This window comes from Leptospira abararensis, from assembly GCF_016918735.1.
Taxonomy (GTDB): Bacteria; Spirochaetota; Leptospiria; order Leptospirales; family Leptospiraceae; genus Leptospira_A; species Leptospira_A abararensis.
The window spans coordinates 1-17488 of the sequence record NZ_JAFFPR010000060.1 but is presented as its reverse complement, the minus strand read 5'-3'; the positions used below and the strand labels follow the sequence as shown (position 1 = coordinate 17488).

At 39.1% G+C, this 17488-nt stretch carries 18 protein-coding genes; 11 read left to right on the top strand and 7 right to left on the bottom strand.

Annotated elements, in window-relative coordinates; all coding sequences use genetic code 11:
* Positions 1 to 46: 46 nt before the first annotated feature.
* The gene (locus tag JWG40_RS17375) at positions 47 to 1216 is read left to right on the top strand and encodes a tetratricopeptide repeat protein (RefSeq protein ID WP_205287035.1); all 1170 of its coding nucleotides are present in this window, start codon (positions 47 to 49) and stop codon (positions 1214 to 1216) included.
* On the opposite strand, the gene JWG40_RS17370 is transcribed toward JWG40_RS17375, so the two are convergent.
* On the bottom strand, positions 1208 to 2497 hold the full coding sequence (locus JWG40_RS17370) for a PilZ domain-containing protein (protein WP_205287034.1): 1290 nt from the start codon (positions 2495 to 2497) through the stop codon (positions 1208 to 1210). The genes JWG40_RS17375 and JWG40_RS17370 overlap by 9 nt on opposite strands.
* A 92-nt stretch (positions 2498 to 2589) precedes the next feature.
* Between JWG40_RS17370 and JWG40_RS17365 the strand changes: the two genes are divergently transcribed.
* The 9 genes from JWG40_RS17365 to JWG40_RS17325 all read left to right on the top strand — a co-directional run bounded on the left by JWG40_RS17365 (position 2590) and on the right by JWG40_RS17325 (position 9782).
* Positions 2590 to 3117, top strand: coding sequence for a hypothetical protein (locus JWG40_RS17365; protein ID WP_205287033.1), 528 nt, complete (start codon positions 2590 to 2592; stop codon positions 3115 to 3117).
* Positions 3101 to 3919: an enoyl-CoA hydratase/isomerase family protein gene (locus tag JWG40_RS17360; protein ID WP_205287032.1), complete on the top strand. Its 819-nt coding sequence runs from the start codon at positions 3101 to 3103 to the stop codon at positions 3917 to 3919. Before JWG40_RS17365 ends, JWG40_RS17360 begins: the two co-directional genes overlap by 17 nt.
* 66 nt (positions 3920 to 3985) lie before the next feature.
* Positions 3986 to 4684 carry a Crp/Fnr family transcriptional regulator gene (locus JWG40_RS17355; RefSeq protein WP_205287031.1) on the top strand — a complete coding sequence of 233 codons (699 nt, stop codon included), beginning with the start codon at positions 3986 to 3988 and terminating at the stop codon, positions 4682 to 4684.
* A 182-nt stretch (positions 4685 to 4866) separates the two neighbouring features.
* The gene (locus JWG40_RS17350) at positions 4867 to 5814 is read left to right on the top strand and encodes a rhomboid family intramembrane serine protease (RefSeq protein ID WP_205287030.1); all 948 of its coding nucleotides are present in this window, start codon (positions 4867 to 4869) and stop codon (positions 5812 to 5814) included.
* A 49-nt stretch (positions 5815 to 5863) separates the two neighbouring features.
* Positions 5864 to 6334, top strand: a complete 471-nt coding sequence (locus tag JWG40_RS17345) for an LIC11177 family protein (protein ID WP_205287029.1) — start codon at positions 5864 to 5866, stop codon at positions 6332 to 6334.
* 263 nt (positions 6335 to 6597) lie between these two features.
* Positions 6598 to 7179, top strand: coding sequence for an imidazoleglycerol-phosphate dehydratase HisB (gene hisB / locus JWG40_RS17340; protein ID WP_205287028.1), 582 nt, complete (start codon positions 6598 to 6600; stop codon positions 7177 to 7179).
* Positions 7176 to 7802: an imidazole glycerol phosphate synthase subunit HisH gene (hisH, locus tag JWG40_RS17335; RefSeq protein ID WP_205287027.1), complete on the top strand. Its 627-nt coding sequence runs from the start codon at positions 7176 to 7178 to the stop codon at positions 7800 to 7802. The genes hisB and hisH overlap by 4 nt, the downstream gene beginning before the upstream one ends.
* A 1-nt stretch (position 7803) precedes the next feature.
* Positions 7804 to 8550, top strand: a complete 747-nt coding sequence (gene hisA, locus JWG40_RS17330) for a 1-(5-phosphoribosyl)-5-[(5-phosphoribosylamino)methylideneamino]imidazole-4-carboxamide isomerase (protein WP_205287026.1) — start codon at positions 7804 to 7806, stop codon at positions 8548 to 8550.
* Positions 8550 to 9782 (top strand): vitamin K epoxide reductase/DsbA family protein, encoded by a 1233-nt coding sequence (locus JWG40_RS17325; RefSeq protein ID WP_205287025.1) that lies wholly within the window; start codon positions 8550 to 8552, stop codon positions 9780 to 9782. Before hisA ends, JWG40_RS17325 begins: the two co-directional genes overlap by 1 nt.
* A 13-nt stretch (positions 9783 to 9795) precedes the next feature.
* Here JWG40_RS17325 and JWG40_RS17320 read toward each other — a convergent pair whose 3' ends face one another.
* Genes JWG40_RS17320 through JWG40_RS17305 form a run of 4 tightly spaced genes read right to left on the bottom strand, consistent with a single transcriptional unit; the run spans position 9796 to position 14432 of the window.
* Positions 9796 to 10788: an N-acetylneuraminate synthase family protein gene (locus JWG40_RS17320; RefSeq protein ID WP_205287024.1), complete on the bottom strand. Its 993-nt coding sequence runs from the start codon at positions 10786 to 10788 to the stop codon at positions 9796 to 9798.
* Between the two features lie 30 nt (positions 10789 to 10818).
* Positions 10819 to 12888 carry a ferrous iron transport protein B gene (gene feoB, locus JWG40_RS17315; RefSeq protein WP_205287023.1) on the bottom strand — a complete coding sequence of 690 codons (2070 nt, stop codon included), beginning with the start codon at positions 12886 to 12888 and terminating at the stop codon, positions 10819 to 10821.
* Between the two features lie 2 nt (positions 12889 to 12890).
* Positions 12891 to 13124, bottom strand: a complete 234-nt coding sequence (locus tag JWG40_RS17310; protein WP_205287022.1) for a FeoA family protein — start codon at positions 13122 to 13124, stop codon at positions 12891 to 12893.
* 9 nt (positions 13125 to 13133) lie between these two features.
* Complete coding sequence (locus JWG40_RS17305) at positions 13134 to 14432, bottom strand: ABC1 kinase family protein (RefSeq protein WP_205287021.1); 1299 nt, start codon at positions 14430 to 14432, stop codon at positions 13134 to 13136.
* A 115-nt stretch (positions 14433 to 14547) separates the two neighbouring features.
* Between JWG40_RS17305 and JWG40_RS17300 the strand changes: the two genes are divergently transcribed.
* Complete coding sequence (locus JWG40_RS17300) at positions 14548 to 16548, top strand: helicase (protein WP_205287020.1); 2001 nt, start codon at positions 14548 to 14550, stop codon at positions 16546 to 16548.
* Between the two features lie 84 nt (positions 16549 to 16632).
* Here JWG40_RS17300 and JWG40_RS17295 read toward each other — a convergent pair whose 3' ends face one another.
* Positions 16633 to 16929, bottom strand: a complete 297-nt coding sequence (locus JWG40_RS17295) for a hypothetical protein (RefSeq protein WP_002975054.1) — start codon at positions 16927 to 16929, stop codon at positions 16633 to 16635.
* A gap of 25 nt (positions 16930 to 16954) precedes the next feature.
* Positions 16955 to 17488: nitrilase-related carbon-nitrogen hydrolase (locus tag JWG40_RS17290; protein ID WP_332471001.1), on the bottom strand; the 534-nt coding region annotated here is incomplete at its 5' end.

Here is a 17488-nt window from a genome sequence, read left to right as displayed (position 1 = left end):
TTTTTTCTTCTACGAGACAAACTCTTTTGGTCGATCCTTAAACTAGATGTTCCGTTTCTTTCTACTCAGCACATTTCTTGTGACGGTTACCTTTGCACAGTCCTCTTCGGATCGAATGGCCTTTGCCTTCCGTAGCCAAGCCTCTCTTGACCCGCTCCGAATGATTGTTGTGGGTGAGGTTGTCGGAATCGAAAAAGCTAGTTATTATGAAGTAGATACACTTTCCCAAGAATTGGAAGTGGATACAAGACCCGATACGGTCACAATCAAAGTCGCAGATCCTAAGGGAATTCGCGTCGGACAAATTTTATACTTACTAGAAAAGAACCAAGACCACAAAACATTCCGAGATGGAAATATTGTGGGGATGATTACTGTAAAATCCGTATACCAAACTACTTTTTTTGGATGGCAGGTCCGCGGGGAAGGATATCTTCGTTTGATTGAAGATCGTCCAGTAACTGCCGCTAGGTTACTTGACACAACCAAATACGACGAAGCCTTTATGGCCAAAAAACAAGGGGATCATTATTTTGCGAAAGGTCAAATGGATGAAGCTCTCCGAATGTACAAACATTCGGTATCTCTTGACCAAGGTTCCCCTGATTCTCATTATGCGCTTGGGAAAGCTCATTGGAAAGACGGAGAAGGGTATGTGTCTACGGCATTCGAATATTCGATGGCTTGGAAAAACAGGGAACGATTTTCTAATGCCCAAGAACGATTGTTATTTCTTTTAGATTATATGCGATTTTTGACTTTCTATTTCAAAGTAGAAGGGAAAGAGAATAAAAAACAATTGGATCTTATGCCTCAAGTGGCAAAAGAAGCTCGTAATCTTTATCCAAAAAATTATGAAGTTTGGTTGTATAGTTTTGAAACATCTTTTTTGAATCTTCTTCATTCTAATATGGCAGATACTGGTGTTGATGGCAGGAAAAAAAGAGAGGAATGGGCAGAACGTTCGGAAGAATATCTAAAGAAAGCATACTCTTTAAGAAAGTCTGATTATTACCTTCATAAATTGGCTTGTGAGTTCTATCACCTGAAATGGAAAGAAACTCGCGGTTCTATCAAAGAAACTGAATACAGAGACAAACTTGTAGAACACGGAAAGTTGTTACGCCTCTACTATACTGGGGAAACTACTTTATCAGAAGATTTATTAAATGCGATTCGGTTGGCAGAAAAACAATCGGGATCTGGATCATTCTGAGAGAATTTTCATACTCTTTTCAAAAAGATAAGACTCTAAATGTAACATATCGTCTGGGGCCGAACTGAAATAGTTTACCCCAAGGTGGTAATGGTCCCCTTTGTCTAAAAATCGAATGATTTCCCCACGGATGATCATGGTACGTTCTTTGTTTAATGGGATAAACATTTTGATGATATTGTGTCGTTTCAAATACTGAAACAGACGTTTGTCATAAATTTCAAATAAAAGACCATCGAGAGAGATATCCACTACCTTGGTAGTCGATTGCATGGTTTCATAACTTCCATGTTGGATGGCGATTTTTGTGAACACATAGCTGATGATTTCTGCTAACTCAAAAATATAGACTGCTTGGTTTTGGGAGATGGTAAACCGTTCCATGGCAGTGGAATACACTTTAATGAATCCAACCACATCCTCATACAATCGAATGGGTGTGATTACATAAGAAACATAAAAGTCTCTAGATTCATGTTTACGCATGGATTCAAAAAAATCCAGAGCAAACTCTTCCCCAAATTCCTTTATCATATCTTTGTGTTCGTTATGGTAGTTAAAAAGAACATCATCTTGTGCGTCATTGATATAAGAGGTAATACGATTGCAGTCGGGGATATAAATTGATTTCCCAGTTCGCAAGATGGTTTTTTTTATAAAGTCTTCGTATTCATTTAGTTTTTCCTCTGGTTGAAAAAAATGAATTTCATAGTCTTTGGAAATTCGTTCGATAGCCTCCGTTAACATTACATTGATAAGTTTGCTATCCGGTCTATCCTTTCGTACTTCTTTCATTAGGTGAGGGAATCGGCTTTCCGCATAGAGGTTTTTTCCCACTTCACGCGATCCACCAGTTAAACTTCTAAATAAAATAATAAAGTTCATAAACAAATCGTCTACAGGAATCCGTTTGTTTGTTCTTAATTGGTAGGACTGTAACTCAGTGGGAGTTTTGATTACGGTTTTTTCTTTTTGGATATCGAGAATCACAACCTCAAACTGATAGTTGATATTCATGACTTCAAAACGGACCCGGGCCCGCCTTGACCCTTTTTCCACTAAATCAGGAATCAAAAGAGTGACTGTATGTGATTCGATTTCTTCGACTGCTGCGACAAGAATGTCTTCTTCGTAGATAAATTCAAATTCTCTGTTATCGGCTTTCAGGTAGTAAAATAGGTGTTTTACGATATTGACGTCTGATCCAATGATGGTTTCTTCAAATAACGATTCTAAGATCGTTATGAGTTCCTGCATCGAATCTGTTCTGCCGATCGCCATACTAGAATTATCGATTTCTTTGGGGCGAAAATCGATTTTCGAGTGAGGAAAATGTGCTAGGAAACTACAGAATTCGCCGAAATGGGAAGTATATGGAACTAACTCTCCCAAAACATGTAAATCCTGAACTTATGCCGATGATCCGACAAGGGCTTCTCAGTCCGGAGAAATTAGCCATCCTAACCGAATTGCATACCATTGTGGAACGATTTGCTGGTTCCTTATATACAGACGAGGATACACAAAAGAAAATTTTGGAACGGACAGGATCAATTCCTGATCTCATCACTTGGGGCGATTATTTCCAAACGGAAGTGGCCTCGCGTTATTTTTTAGAATCAGAAGAGTCACTCCAGAGAATCGTAGATACCATCCGTTTTGACCTAATCTCTGCTCATTTGATCTTTAGTGGAAAACCGGATCATTATAAAGACAAAATTAGAGCAGAAGTTTTGGTGAGTAAAGGGATCGATGCCGCACTTCCGAACCAAAATTTGGAAACCCAACACCTAGAAATCCTACTCAACTACTTTGAAAATATGGAGATCGGGAACAAACCTTTATCTTTACAAGATAAAGCCTGGTACGAATCCTTTCAGATAGATGAAATCGCGATTTGAATCCAAAGAGTATGAATTCCTAGAAATTGAATCCCGTGAAACTGAAGATGGAAAAATCGTTTCCATCTTCTTAAACAATCCTACTTCCCGCAATTCCATGACCTGGAAAATGGGGGAAGAATTCGCAGACCTTATCCATTCCATTAAAAAAGAAAAAGTCCTACCGCGGGCTGTAATCATCTCTGGACGTAGCGATGTGTTTTGCGCCGGTGGTGACTTAAATTTGTTACGATCTTTTTCTGAGAAATCGTTCTCGCAAAACAGACGTGATATGAGAAAGTTCTACGGTTTCTTTTTATCTGTTCGCAAATTACCTGTTCCTGTCATTGCAGCCGTCAATGGACATGCCATTGGAGCCGGTCTTTCCTTAACCTTTGGTTGTGATTTAAGAATTTTTGCTGAAGAAGGTAAGTATTCTTTTAATTTTGTAAGACTTGGAATTCATCCAGGTATGGGTTCTAGTTTTCTTTCCCCAGAACTACTTGGGAAAAGTTTGGGGGGAAGGCTTTTACTTACTGGAGAAACATTTGATGGTAAGTTTGCAAAAACTTGTGGCCTAGCCCTTGACAGTGTTCCTAAAACAGAAGTGTATTCTCGTGCTATGGAACTTGCCTTATCATTATCTAAAGCAGCACCTCTCGCCTTACAAGAGTTAAAGAAAAATTTATATTCCTGGAAACAGCTCGATGGTGCTCTAAAAAAAGAAGCAGAATCTCAAGCACGAAACTTTATTTCAGACGACTTTAAGGAGACGATAAAAAGTATCTTAGAAAAGCGGGAACCAAAGTTTACCGGCAAATAAAAAATTTAGAAAGTTTCTAAATTTATGACTCGACAAGGATTTTTTAAGAGGTTACATCAAAACTGAATGGCTGAACTTCCGCTCAATCCTGACTGTTTTGCTTGTGATTATAAAAATCACAATGTTTTGCACTGTGCTGCACATGAAACCATAGAAAGGATCAATGAAGGGAAGGACTTTACTATCTTTCCTAGGGGAAAGCACTTAGTGACTTCCGGGGTCAAAGCAGATGGCTTTTTCTTTATCAAGACTGGTCTTGTTCGCAGTTATGTCCAACTCGCCAGCGGAAAAGAACAAACCTTACGTCTCAGTGGACCGGGAGACTGGGTCGGATTTAGGGATTGTATTTCCGAATCTATTTCTCATCATAATGTAGTCGCTGTGGAAGACACCCACGCCTGTTACATCACAGGTGCGCTTATCGAAGCCTTAGTGGCGGATGATATCAACTTCCAAAAAGAAGTCTTCCGTCAAATGGCAAAGGAATGGCAGGAAATGGAGGAACATGTGGTTTCTCTAGGAACTAAACAGGTCCACGAAAAATTAGCAGAAATTCTCATCGTTTTAGACAATGCCCAAGGTCGTAAAAACCAAGTGGAGCTGAAAGTGACTCGTGATGTCCTCGCGACCTTTATTGGAACCAAAACCGAAACATTGGTTCGTGCTCTTTCGGATCTCAAAGCTCGGGAATTCATTTCCGTAGACAAAAACCGCATTGATATTCTGAACAGAGAAGCTTTGTATTCCCTCTCAAAAATCGCCTAAATTTTTTCCCCTATCTATTAAGCCCCTGCATCGGAATTCCGATGGTAGAAATGATTGATAATCAAGGTAGGGTCTGTTGCCTGATTTTACCTTAAGTCACTCCCGGGGGGGCTTTCCGAAAGGATTCCCCCTTTTTTTATTTCCCTTGTTTCTTTCCAAGCCATCTAAATCCTGGAGGTTACATGTCTAGAAACCGAGGCCAGAGTCCTAGTTTATTTGGGAATCCCATCCTTCATCCCCTGAATGTAATTCTCATAATCAATTGTCTTATTTTTTTCCTTCAATACTTTGCAAACCAACAGTTAATTTATCGATTTGGATTAACACCTGATTTTGTGTTAGGTGGTGCCATTTGGCAAGTATTCACTTATGGTTTTTTACATGCGGTAGAACTCATTCCATTTCACTTACTTGTGAATATGTATGGGATGTACATGTTAGGAACAAACATCATTCCTATCATCGGAAAAACTAAATTTACCATTTTGTATTTTGCGTCTCAAATTGGGGCAGGAATTTTTGTGGTTCTCTCTGCTTATCTGAACGAACTGCTCGGTGGGAATATTCCTATTTTAGAATCGATGACCACACAAACCATCGGTGCGTCTGGCGCTCTATTTGGGCTGCTCGCTCTCTTTGGTATATTTTATCCCAATGCGGAATTGCTTTTATTTATTTTTCCAGTGAAAGCAAAAAATGCGGTTTGGGTTTCTCTTGTGATTGGATACCTGATTTCTCAAATTGGGAATGGGGCCATTTCTAATACCTGCCATTTGGGTGGGGCACTTACGGCTTTACTCCTTTACAAAATTTTCCAAAAACAAATCAAACCAGGAAGTCTCCCTTACATTCCAGGTTTGGAATGGGAAGCTCCTAGAGAAACAAAAATCCAATCCAAAGCCAAACCGGCAGCGGTGGAGGATCTTTTTCTCGATCAGAAAAAATTCAATGAAAACGTGCTCAGTCAGATTCATTCTAAAAAAGACCTGCCATCGGTAATAAATTATTTACAAGGAATGCAAGTGGAGAATGCGAATATTTGCCCGCCGCCTACGTATAACACCGAGGATCCGATTTGTTTGCGTTGTGAGTGGTTGGTAAATTGTGCCTTACGAAAGGCAAAAGAATAATTTTTCGTCTAATTTCTTGACAGTCTCTTAAGATGGGGATAATGAAATCATGCCTGTAGACAAGAAATCCTCTGTAGAAGAGGTTCTCAAACGCGAAAAATTAGCAAAAGAATTCGAAAAAGAAAAACGTAATTCGGAACAAAGAGCGATCGAACAAGCAGCCGCTAAGTTGTCGGCGCAGAGTCCAGAAACAAGTCCAGACACTGCTAAAACCTCGAAATTCATTACCAATATCGACATTGCCTTTTCGCAGGCAAAAACTGACCTTCGTTTCTATTTCCTAAATGATGGAACCTATGCGGATGATTTTAAGAGGATGTTCCTAGAGAACGAATCTATATTCAAACGGTATGGAATTACGAGTCAGAAGTATTTGGAATATGTTCGTGAGTCTTTTGACCGTTATAAAAAAATTCATGATATGATGCCTTTGGATCCTATGAAACCCAAACACTTTAAGTACGTAGAAGATTCCATTTCGGAGCTTGTACGTATGTTCAACCAACGTTTTGGGAAATAAAATTTGCCTTTGATTTCCCCTTTAAAATCCATAGGATTTCCCTAAAAAAACTGAGAAAAATCCTTACCTGAGTTGTTGGTTTCTATAGAGGGATTTTTTTGCAGGAACATTGGAAACGCATTCTTATTTTTTCCGTCATTGCTATGGTTTATTTTTTTTGGGTGTTTATTGGGTATGATTTGGCCGGAGTCTTAAGTCTCGCCTCATAAATCTCCCCACATTCTCTCTTGACACCTGGGTTTTCTACCAAACATGCTAGGAATATGGTGGAATCAAGAAAGACATCCGAAACAGACATCCGGCTCGACCTAAACGTCCGAGGAACCGGGGTCTACCAGTTTGATACAGAAATCCCGTTTTTTGAGCATATGCTCTCTCATATTTCCAAACATGGTCTCATTGATATGGACCTCAAACTCAGAGGAGATATAGGAATCGATTGCCACCATTCGGTGGAAGACACCGCCATCCTTATGGGCCAAATGATTCACAACCAGTTAGGTGACAAAAAAGGAATCTTTCGTTACGGTCATTTCACTTTGCCTATGGATGAAGTATTGACAACCGTGGCTGTGGATCTTGGTGGAAGGTTTTACTTTAAATACACGGGCCCACCAATTGATGGGAAATTTGGAATTTATGATGCAGAACTCACGCTCGAATTCCTTCAGAAATTTGCTCTCAATGCCAAAATGAATTTACACGTAGTCGTGCACTACGGGGAAAACCGCCACCACATCCATGAATCTATTTTTAAGGGACTGGGTAAGGCTCTTCGTCAAGCGATTGCGATTGATAGTGTGGCAAAAGATCAAATTCCTTCTACCAAAGGAATGTTGGAGTGATTGCAGTTTTAGATTTTGGAATGGGGAATATCCATTCCTTACTGAAGGCTGTTTCTTTGTACACAAGTGACTTCCAATTTACAAGTGATATAGAAACAATTAAAAAAGCAGATAAAATCATTTTGCCTGGAGATGGGCATTTTGACAAAGCCATGCAGAATTTAAACGAAGCAGGTTTTTCTTCTGTTTTAAAGGAACATGTGGAAGCTAAAAAATCATTGCTTGGAATTTGTATCGGTTATCAAGTGTTATTTGAAGATTCTGATGAAACTTCGAAAACGGGAACAACCATTCCTGGCCTTGGTCTTATTCGTGGAAAAATTAGAAAGTTTGAAGGAAAACAAAACCTCAAAGTTCCTCATATGGGTTGGAACAAACTTTTCGATATCAAATCTAAAAATACAAAATTACTCAAAGGAATTCCCAACGAATCCTTTATGTACTTTATCCATTCCTACCGGCCAGTGGGTGTAGACAGGTTGGATATTACAGCTAACTGTCATTATTATGGGGAATCTTTTCCTGCGGTTGTGGAAAAAGAAACTGTATTTGGAACCCAGTTCCATCCTGAAAAATCGGATACAACAGGGCTTGGAATCCTGAAAAATTTTATAGAACTTTAATATGTTAGTATTACCTGCTATAGATCTTTTAGATAACGAAGCTGTCCGTTTACTCCAAGGGGATTATTCCAAAAAAACGGTGTATTCTTCTGAACCCGAGAAGATGATCCAAGTATTTGAAGAACAAGGTGCCACTCTGATCCACATCGTGGACTTAAACGCAGCCAAAACCGGTAAGTCGGAAAATGAGAAAGCCATCCGTAAAATCAAAGACAAATGCTCTGTGGAACTAGAGTTAGGTGGCGGGATTCGTTCTTTAGAAAATATGAAATTCTATGATGGACTTGGGGTCTCTCGATTTATTTTGGGAACCGTCGCTATAGAAGATCCAAAAGTTGTGGAAGAGGGCTTAAGAAGTTATGGCCCGGATCGCATTGTGATCGGTGTGGATGCCAAAGACGGACTTGTCCGAACCAAAGGTTGGGAAACCAACTCTGGAATCAAATACACTGAATTTTTAAAGTCGATGTATGGAATGGGGATCCGCCATGTGATCTTTACTGACATAGCCAAAGATGGGATGATGGCAGGACCAAACATTGCTGTGTATTTGGAGTTGTTGTCCCTGTTTCCCGATTTGCAACTTGTGGCATCGGGTGGGGTCTCCTCAACACAGGATTTAGTAGATTTGTATGAAACCTCAGGGGGTAAGCTCTTTGGAGCCATCACTGGAAAGGCCATTTATGAAGGAAAATTAGACCTAAAAGAAAGTATCAGGATTCTAAGTAAGAAGAGGAATGAAAATTGATGAATCGTAAGAATTTAGCATTAGCAGGAGTGATCGGTGGAGTCATTGGACTCATTGTCTCTTTCCTATTGGCAATCGAATACTTTGGCCTTGGATCAGAAAACATAGCCAATTCCGCATGTTCTGCATTAGGTGGAGGAGACTCTTGTTTAAAAGTTGCAGAGAGTTCTTATTCGGCAATTCCAGGAGTCCCTTTTTTGGGGAATGTTCCAATCGCCTTACTTGGGTTTGGGTTTTATGGATTACTTACCTATTCTTTCTTTTTGATCATCAGAGCAAAATCAAACGAGGAAGTTTCAAAAATGATTTCTCTCCTCTTTCCTGTTCTGGCTTTGGGACTAATTTTTGATTTGGTTCTGTTTGGCATTTCTGTGGGAATCATCGGAACGATTTGCCAACTTTGTTTTGTAACTTATATAGTGACCATTTTCCTTCTTGGTATTTTATACCTCCTTTGGAAAACAGAAGGAAAACCAACATTCAACTTCCCTGTGGCAATCAAAGAAGGAATCACTACTTTCGGTCTCGTTTATTTTTTCAGTTTTTCTTTGGGATATGCTACAAGCAAAATGTGGGTGAGTGGATCCAACTCGAATACTTTAGCGACTTCAAAAGGAATGGATTCAAAAGAAATCCAATCTAAAATCGCAACTTACTTCCAAGAGCCAACTCTCGGAATTCAAGTAGCAGGGTCCCCGTTTATTGGTAAAAAAGATGCTCCCATAACAATTGTTAAATATGCAGACTACAACTGTGGGCATTGTTTACATACAAGCCATATTTTACATACAGTCCTTTCTGAATACGATGGAATGGTTCGGGTGGTTTATAAGAACTTCCCGCTCGATGGAACTTGTAACCGTCTGATGCAACAACCAAGACCTGATGCATCTTCTTGTGTGGCAGCCATTGCCGCAATTTGTGCAGACAAACAAGGAAAGTTTGAGCCAATGTATCGTGGGCTTTATGATAATTTAGAAAAGGGTGTCGCACACTCTGGATCTAGTGTTGTGAATTTAGCAAATGCGATTGGCCTTAATGTTAATTCTTTGAAGGTATGTATGGCTTCGAAAGAAGCACAGAATCAATTGAACGCAGAAATTGATGAAGCAGAAAAATTGAACATTCAATCCACTCCTTCCCTCTACATCAATGATAGGAAAATAGAAAGTGGAACACCAAATCCAATCTTTTTAAAGACACTTCTGGAACAAATCATCCAAAAGATGTAAATTGTTTTATCACCTACTTGGAAGTAGGTGATAATCGAACCGGTCCTTCTGGGAGTCCAGAAGGATCTCCCACTCTCTCTATCTCCCAAGAATCCAAAACATTTTTGTCTTTTGTATGTAGCGCAGGCCTAAGACTAAGAACTGAATTTCCTTTTTTGTATAAAGACCTTCTTCCATAGAACCAACCACCCGTTTCTTCTGGATGTGTATTTTTTCCATACTTCCCACCCATTTCAAAACTTTGTTTTAAGTCATTGGCAAGCTTAGAAAACATGTTTGGATCCATCGAAATTCCATGATCCGGCCCTTCTAAATTCCGATCTAAGGTGAAATGTTTCTCAAAAACAACGGCCCCCAAACCACAAGCGACAGAGGATGCCAAAGTTCCATCCGAGTGGTCACTAAATCCCACCACATAGTCTGTTGTATCTAAGTAAAAGGGAATGGACTGAAGGTTCACTTTATTTAGGGGAGTGGGATACATCGAAACACAATGAAGTAAACAAACTTCTGTTTGGTTGTTTTGTAAAAACGAAATGGCTCTTGTTACTTCTTCTGGTAAAGCCGCCCCCGTGGATACAATGAGGGGTTTTCCCGATTGGACCGATTTTTTGAGTAAGGGGAGATTGACAATATCACCAGACGCAATTTTTAGAACAGGAACATTCATTCCACATAACAAGTCTACTGCGGACTCGCAAAGTGGAGTAGAAAAAAAATCGAGTCCTAAATCGAGGGCCGTTTTTTGAAATTCTCGATGTTGACTTTCACTTAATTCATATTGTTTAAATATATCAAAAAGAAACTTCACATCGGGATTGGACGGATCAATAAACTCTTCCGTCCTGTAGGTTTGGAATTTGACTGCATGAGCTCCAGACTCTTTTGCTTTGGCGATGGTTCGTTTCCCAATTTCCATATCGGCATTGTGATTAAGGCCGATTTCAGCAACCAAATATGGTTCTGACTTTCTAGTTAGAGTTGTTGTGCCAATTTTAAAATCCAAGTTGTCCTCGTTTCCTTCATTGTCGGCAAATTAAGAAAATCCTAAAATTTTTCCCAATTGGAAAATGAGAAAGGATACGCTAATCGCAAGGATTGTCATATATAAAAACTGCACGATCGGCCAAAAGATAGTTCCTGTTTCCTTTTTGGTTACAGCAAGAGTTGACATACATTGGCTCGCAAATGCAAAAAATACTAAAAGTGATAGTCCAGAAAGTGGTGTCCAAACAAGAGTTCCATCTGCCCTTGTTTCTGTACGAAGTGTGGAACGTAAAGATTCATCTTCTTCGTTCTCTTCAGAACCATATAATACGGCTAAGGTGGAGACCATTACTTCTCTTGCAGCAAAGGATGTAATAATTGAAATCCCTATTTTCCAATCAAAACCAAGTGGTTCAATGGCGGGTTCCATTACTTTTCCTATTGTTCCAATATAAGAACTTTCAATGGGACTGGTTTTCCATTCGTTATTTTTATATTCTGCAGGGAAGTGGCTTAAAAACCAAAGAAGGACAGAAATATAGAGGATGATCTGACCTGCAGTCGATAAAAAGGATTTCACCTTCCCATACACTGTATGAAATAAACTTTTTAGAGAAGGCACGTTGTATCGTGGCAGTTCCATCACAAAATAAGATGCATCTTCTTTAAACACTGTTTTACGAAAGAGTAAAGCAAAACCAAAGCTAGTCACCATTCCTAAAAAAAACATGGAGAACAAAACAAATCCCTGGATATTAAATATACCAAAAACGGGAGGAAAACTAAAAACTGTTCCCACAATTAGAATATAAACTGGATATCTTGCAGAACACATTACGAGTGGTGACACCATAATTGTTGTAAAACGATCGGATTTGTTTTCGATGGTCCTTGTTCCAAGGATGGCCGGAACAGCACAAGCTGCAGAAGAGAGTAGGGGGATAAAAGATTTTCCAGAGAGGCCAAATTTCCCCATGATACGATCCATTAAAAAACTAGCACGTGCTAAATACCCAGATTCTTCTAAAATTCCTATGAATAAAAAAAGTAGAGCAATCTGAGGAATAAAAACAATCACACTTCCCACACCGCCAATAATTCCTTCGGTTACTAACGATCTTAAGAGGCCTTCGCTTAAAAAAGATTCCACAAACGATTGTAAGGATGCGATCCCTGATTCAATTAAATCCATCGGGAGTTCGGCAAAACTAAATAAACTCTGGAAAAGAGCTCCCATCAAAAGAAAAAAACAACCAAACCCAAGGACAGGATGTAATAAGATTCGGTCCAACTTTTCTTCCCAACTACCAGGAAGGGATTTAGGATAAGTAATCACATCAGCCAAAACTTTTTTAATAAAAAAAGATCGATAGATCATTTCCTCTTGGTAATAAAAAGAAAATCCTTTTCCCTCTACGACAGATCGTAACCAATCTTTGGTTTCTTCGGGAAACTTGGTGAAGTAACGTTCTTCACTCAAATGTGGATCTTTGTTCAGATATTTTAGAGATTGTGATAAAAAGAATTCGGCTTCGTTATTCGTAATTCCGAGTTTTTGTTTCGCGGTAGTTAAAAAGGATTCTTCTTTTGTTCCCCAAGTCCATAAACGAGGACGTTTTTGAAAAGCATTTGGGTTTTTAAGAACCTCTTTTAAGCTATCGATTCCTTCTCCTGATTTTGCATTTACCAAAATAAACTCGAGTCCAATGGATTTTTTTAGTTTTTCTAAATTCAGTTGGATTCTTTTTTTTTCGAGCACATCTTTCATGGTAAGGACCACAACAGTGGGAACTCCCATATCAATGATTTGAAGTAAAAACTGAAGTCCCCGCTCTAAGTTTAAGGCATCCAAAACGTAAATGACTTGTTCTTCTGGTTTTCTAGAAAGTAATACTTCGTAGGCGATTTTTTTGTCTTCTGCAATCCCACCAAGACCATATGTACCCGGTAAGTCGGTAATGATCCATTCGGATTCTTCCAAGGTAAGGATTCCTTCTCGTTTTTCTACAGTGACTCCGCTGAAATTTCCTGTTTTTTGTTTTAGGCCAGTGAGTTGGTTGAAGAGTGTTGATTTCCCACAATTGGGATTTCCAACTAAATAAATTCGGTTTTCTTTCATGTTTATTTTAATTTGATTTCTATTGCATTTCCATCATGGATTCGTAAGGCAATGGTGGTTCCACTCAAAGTACAGATCATTTTTCCAAGCAATAATGATTTGTGTTTGAGTGTGATTTCGGCACCGGGAAAAAATCCAAGTTCCAATAACTCTGTCAACATAGGTTTTGGAAGTTGTTTGGAATCCAAAGAAACGATCTCTGCCGTTTCTCCAATTTTTAAATCTTGTATTGTCATGGATTTCGCTTAGGAGATTGCAAATTTCTGTGAGTCGCGGAATAGATTGATTTCGGGAGCCATCGATTTTACGTAACGATCAAAGTATAACATTTGTTTCATGAGAAGTGCAAATTCTCTAGGAATTTTTAATCCATTTTTTTCGGCAATTTCCTTCATGTCATACATGATTCGGTTGACCCTAGATTCGTCAAACATCTCATTGTCGGCTAAATGTACATAGACTGATTCTAATTCATTAAAAACTGAATCTAATTCTTTCGCTAATACTGTAGGATTCACCCCGCTATCAGTAGAATCCATTTCAACCAGTCCTTGTGCAACTAACGTAGGTTCACCAATTCCAATCCCTTGGGTAAATAACATAAGCCCCTTCCATATTTTGGGAGAGATCCTTCCTACAATTCCAAAATCGATAAAACCTATGGTTCCATCTTTTAGGATCATTAAATTCCCTGCATGTACATCTGCATGAAAAAAACCTTGGTTGGATAAAGAAGAGAACCAAATTTCTAAGGCATCACTTAAAACCTTCCTTGGATTGTTTGTAAACTTGCGAAGTCCAGCTTCATCAGTAATTGGTACACCATAGAATCGTTCCATGGTTAAAACTTTTTTAGAGGAAAGAGTATGGTAAACTCTTGGAACTCTAGCCCTTGATTCTTTTACTCGTAATAAATATTCTTCAAACTCTTCGATATTCTTTGCTTCTTGAATAAAATCGATTTCTTGTAAGATAGAAATTTGGAACTCATCAAACATAGCAGTGAGTCCGGATTTTTTAAATTCAGGGGCAATGAACTCTAAAATTTTTGTTAAGATTCCTAAGATCTGCATGTCGGTTTTTAAAGTTAGGTGGACATCTGGCCTTTGGACTTTGACAACCACATCAAGGCCTTCTTTTGTTACGGCCGCATGGACCTGAGCAATGGAAGCTGAGGCTAGGGGAGATTCTTCGAAACTATGGAATAACGATTCTAATTTTCCACCCAATTCCCGTTCTACGGAGGAACGAATATCCCTAAAAGCCACGGGGCGAACGGAGTCCAAACAGGCCTGCATTTCCTCTACGTATTCCTTGGGGAAGAGAGAAGGGGCACTGGCAATGAATTGACCTAATTTGATGTAGGTGGCTCCGAGATTGGAAAATGCTTCTCTTAGGGTGATGGCAATTTCTCTATGATTGGGTTTGCCCTTTGCCAGCTGGGTGAGAATCCCAATTGCCTTGGAAGTGAACACAAAACTGGAATGAGCGACTCGAAGGCTTGATTGCCAACCAAAAGAAACTAGGTCAGAAAGGGAATCCATACGCCCTAGTTTGAGACCTAAATCGGGATTGGAAACGAGAAAATCCCCTTCGCTTCTGCAATTGAAATAGAGTTGCAGGAATAGGTCTCAAACAAAAACTTATCAAATCGCACCCATGAGCCAAGAAACTGTCCTGTACCAAGAGTTAGAGAAACTCGATCTCAACGAGATCAAAAAAATCGCAAGCCTTTGGAACATCCAAAAGATCCCGGGAAAGGACAAAAAATCGACAATTTTGGGCCTCATGGAGACTTTCCAGAACGAGTTTTACCTAAAAGGGATCCTGGAAAAGTTCACCCCCTTACAAGTCAATATTCTAACATCCATTTTAAAGAACAAAGGGGTGATGACACTCGGAGAAATTTCGAGAAAGGTCAACATTCCACCTATCAACGTGGAGATGGAACTAAATGTTCTCCGCAAATACTACCTTCTTTACCAAAGAAAAAATCGCGAACGCCTAACAAACAATTTAGACAAGTATCATACTTATGATGAATACTTAAGACTCATTAAGGTAGAGACAAATCCGAAAGGTGAGAAGTTTAAATTCTCGATTGAGAAGGCTTTACACAAATCTACTCTTGCGGAACTTCCTGAGGAATGGAAAGAAGTTGTTGGTGCTAAAAAAGGCGAACACATTGAAACATTCTTAAAGAATGCTCTCGATGTTGAATTCCTTCAAAAGTTAATCGATGAACTTTCTGATTTTGACAAAGATGTTCTTCACCAAATTTATATACACGGTGGTGTGATTGAAGCGGATACCATCCGCAACTATATCACTGTGAACCGAGGTAGGTTCGAACAGACCATTCCTCATCTAACATCTCTTTATCTTGTTCGTGATTTATATTATGTAGAAGATAAATTCATTCGGGTCATTGTCATTCCGAAAGAAATTTTAGACCACTTACAGTTTTCTCCTATTTTACCTCCGGTAAAAAAAGGCACTCGAGTTCGTCAGGAAAAAATTTCAGCCAATGGTCTTGATTTTTTCTTAAACGTAAAAAAACTTATTTCTTATATTTCACGTAAAGGTTTGAACCTTGCGAAATCAGGAAAAATCAAACAAGCAGATCATAAAAGAACGGAAACAGAACTTTTATCTCCTGATATTGAAATTTTCCCTGAAAAGAGCCAGGTTTATCAGATTGAACTCATTCTCCCTATCTTAAAACTTTTGGGTTATGTAGATATTAAAGGTGAGAATGTAATTCTTGTTCAAGATACAGATGAATTTCTAAAGAAAGATATCTTTGAAATCATGAAACTTGTCATTCATGAAGTCAATGAAGCAAGAACTCGTCGCCTCAATCCTGCGGAAGTATTTACGGCAACCGAAGTTCCTTTTTATGAAAAGGGGATTTTGGATAAAACTGTAAAACTCATTATGGCACATGGAAAGATCAACTCATCCGTTATCTTTTCCCATATCATTCGTGATCATCTGGTTTTTTCCCCTACCTTCCAAATCAAAACTTATGAAGAAGATTTGGCTGATTTACGAAAAGAGATCATCTCTGCTATTTTTTACTTACAACTTTTTGGCCTCATCGAAGTGGAATACCCACAACGAAATCTTAGCCTTTCTGAACTCGGTGCCCATTACTTCAACCATGAAGCACTTGTTACGGTAACAGAAAAAGGTGGAATCACCATTAACCCAGACTTCTCGATCATTGCTTTCCCTGATCGGGTGTCTTTACATGGAATTCATTTGCTAAAGGCATTCTGCGAATTGAAAGATTACGACAGAGTATACACTTTTTTACTTACGAAAGATAGTTTCCAATTGGGTATCCTACTTGGTTACGACAAAGAAACATTTATTCATTTTCTTCGTGAATCATCGAAAGCAGAGCTGGCACAAAACTTACTCTTCTTGCTAGATGATTGGGGTAACAACCTACCAATCGTAACCATTACCGAAGATTCGGTTCTTCTCAGAACCAAAGATTCACAGGTGATGGAACTTCTCCTTGGTCAAATTAAGGGAAAAAAGTTTGTATTGGAAGAAGTGAGTCCAACGGGAATCATCATTGAGAAATCGAAGGTGATGGAAGTGATAGCCATCGCAGAAAAATTGAACATGATCATCCGATTGAATCGGTAGTTTGTAAAAACATCTCTTAAATGAAAAAAGACCAACAGCTGTTGGTCTTTTTTTTAGATACGAGCCAGTTCGATAGAACGTGGCTTACTTTTTTTCGCCGACGGTGAGTTCTGGATCTGTGACCTTGATTTTGTTTTTAAAATCCCATTTGCGAAAGGGAGAGACTGCATCCAAACGCTCTTGAGTTACAAAGAACAATCTTTCCCCGTATTTAACTAGCCCACCTTTATAATAAGCATACTTCGTTTTGTGGTCTACCATGCCCACTTCCACGACCTTATTCCAATCTTCGCAGGTCTTTAAAGAAGGTACCTTTCGGAGATACAATTCCTTAATTGAGTTTTCTTTGACTGCATCGCGAAGTATTTTTTCCCATTCCATATTAGAATAGCCTTTCTTTCCTTACCTAAATTTCAATTTCATTTTTCATTTTATGAGTAAGTATACGACGTGGACTGCGGAAAAAAACAAAAAATAGAAGAAAAACAGCCATGATTCGCCAGGGACTTGCGCCAAATTGCAGAAAAGGAGTGGTTCTCTCCTTTAATACTGTCGGTAAATCCAAATAGCCAATGGCTTTTTGGAATGTTTGTAATTCTCCCATCATCTCTCTTCCCCATGGATCATAAGCCGTCGTTAGTCCAGTGACCGCGACTCGAACCACAGGCCTTCCTGATTCTATAGATCTAAGTCTGCCTGCCCCCGCATGTTGGCTGGTTTCTGTTTGGCTTTCAAACCAAGAATCATTAGTGAGATTGAGAATGAATTCAGAAGGAGAATGTTCCATCATTTGCCGAACCAAATCAGGATAAAGCACTTCATAACAGATAAGCGGACTAAATGTAACCACCTCTCCTGTTTTAGTTTGAAAGCCCAAAGCATTTGTTAGTTTTCCTGGAACATGCCGACTCGTTTCTGGAAATAAAGTCCGGAGCCACGG

Coding starts and splice junctions, on each gene's coding strand:
- JWG40_RS17355 (WP_205287031.1), top strand. CDS start 3,986: ATGGCTGAACTTCCGCTCAATCCTGACTGTTTTGCTTGTGATTATAAA.
- JWG40_RS17295 (WP_002975054.1), bottom strand. CDS start 16,929: ATGGAATGGGAAAAAATACTTCGCGATGCAGTCAAAGAAAACTCAATT.
- hisB (WP_205287028.1), top strand. CDS start 6,598: ATGGTGGAATCAAGAAAGACATCCGAAACAGACATCCGGCTCGACCTA.
- JWG40_RS17375 (WP_205287035.1), top strand. CDS start 47: ATGTTCCGTTTCTTTCTACTCAGCACATTTCTTGTGACGGTTACCTTT.
- JWG40_RS17345 (WP_205287029.1), top strand. CDS start 5,864: ATGCCTGTAGACAAGAAATCCTCTGTAGAAGAGGTTCTCAAACGCGAA.
- JWG40_RS17370 (WP_205287034.1), bottom strand. CDS start 2,497: ATGGCGATCGGCAGAACAGATTCGATGCAGGAACTCATAACGATCTTA.
- JWG40_RS17310 (WP_205287022.1), bottom strand. CDS start 13,124: ATGACAATACAAGATTTAAAAATTGGAGAAACGGCAGAGATCGTTTCT.
- feoB (WP_205287023.1), bottom strand. CDS start 12,888: ATGAAAGAAAACCGAATTTATTTAGTTGGAAATCCCAATTGTGGGAAA.
- JWG40_RS17360 (WP_205287032.1), top strand. CDS start 3,101: ATGAAATCGCGATTTGAATCCAAAGAGTATGAATTCCTAGAAATTGAA.
- JWG40_RS17300 (WP_205287020.1), top strand. CDS start 14,548: ATGAGCCAAGAAACTGTCCTGTACCAAGAGTTAGAGAAACTCGATCTC.
- JWG40_RS17350 (WP_205287030.1), top strand. CDS start 4,867: ATGTCTAGAAACCGAGGCCAGAGTCCTAGTTTATTTGGGAATCCCATC.
- JWG40_RS17325 (WP_205287025.1), top strand. CDS start 8,550: ATGAATCGTAAGAATTTAGCATTAGCAGGAGTGATCGGTGGAGTCATT.
- JWG40_RS17305 (WP_205287021.1), bottom strand. CDS start 14,432: ATGGATTCCCTTTCTGACCTAGTTTCTTTTGGTTGGCAATCAAGCCTT.
- hisA (WP_205287026.1), top strand. CDS start 7,804: ATGTTAGTATTACCTGCTATAGATCTTTTAGATAACGAAGCTGTCCGT.
- JWG40_RS17365 (WP_205287033.1), top strand. CDS start 2,590: ATGGAACTAACTCTCCCAAAACATGTAAATCCTGAACTTATGCCGATG.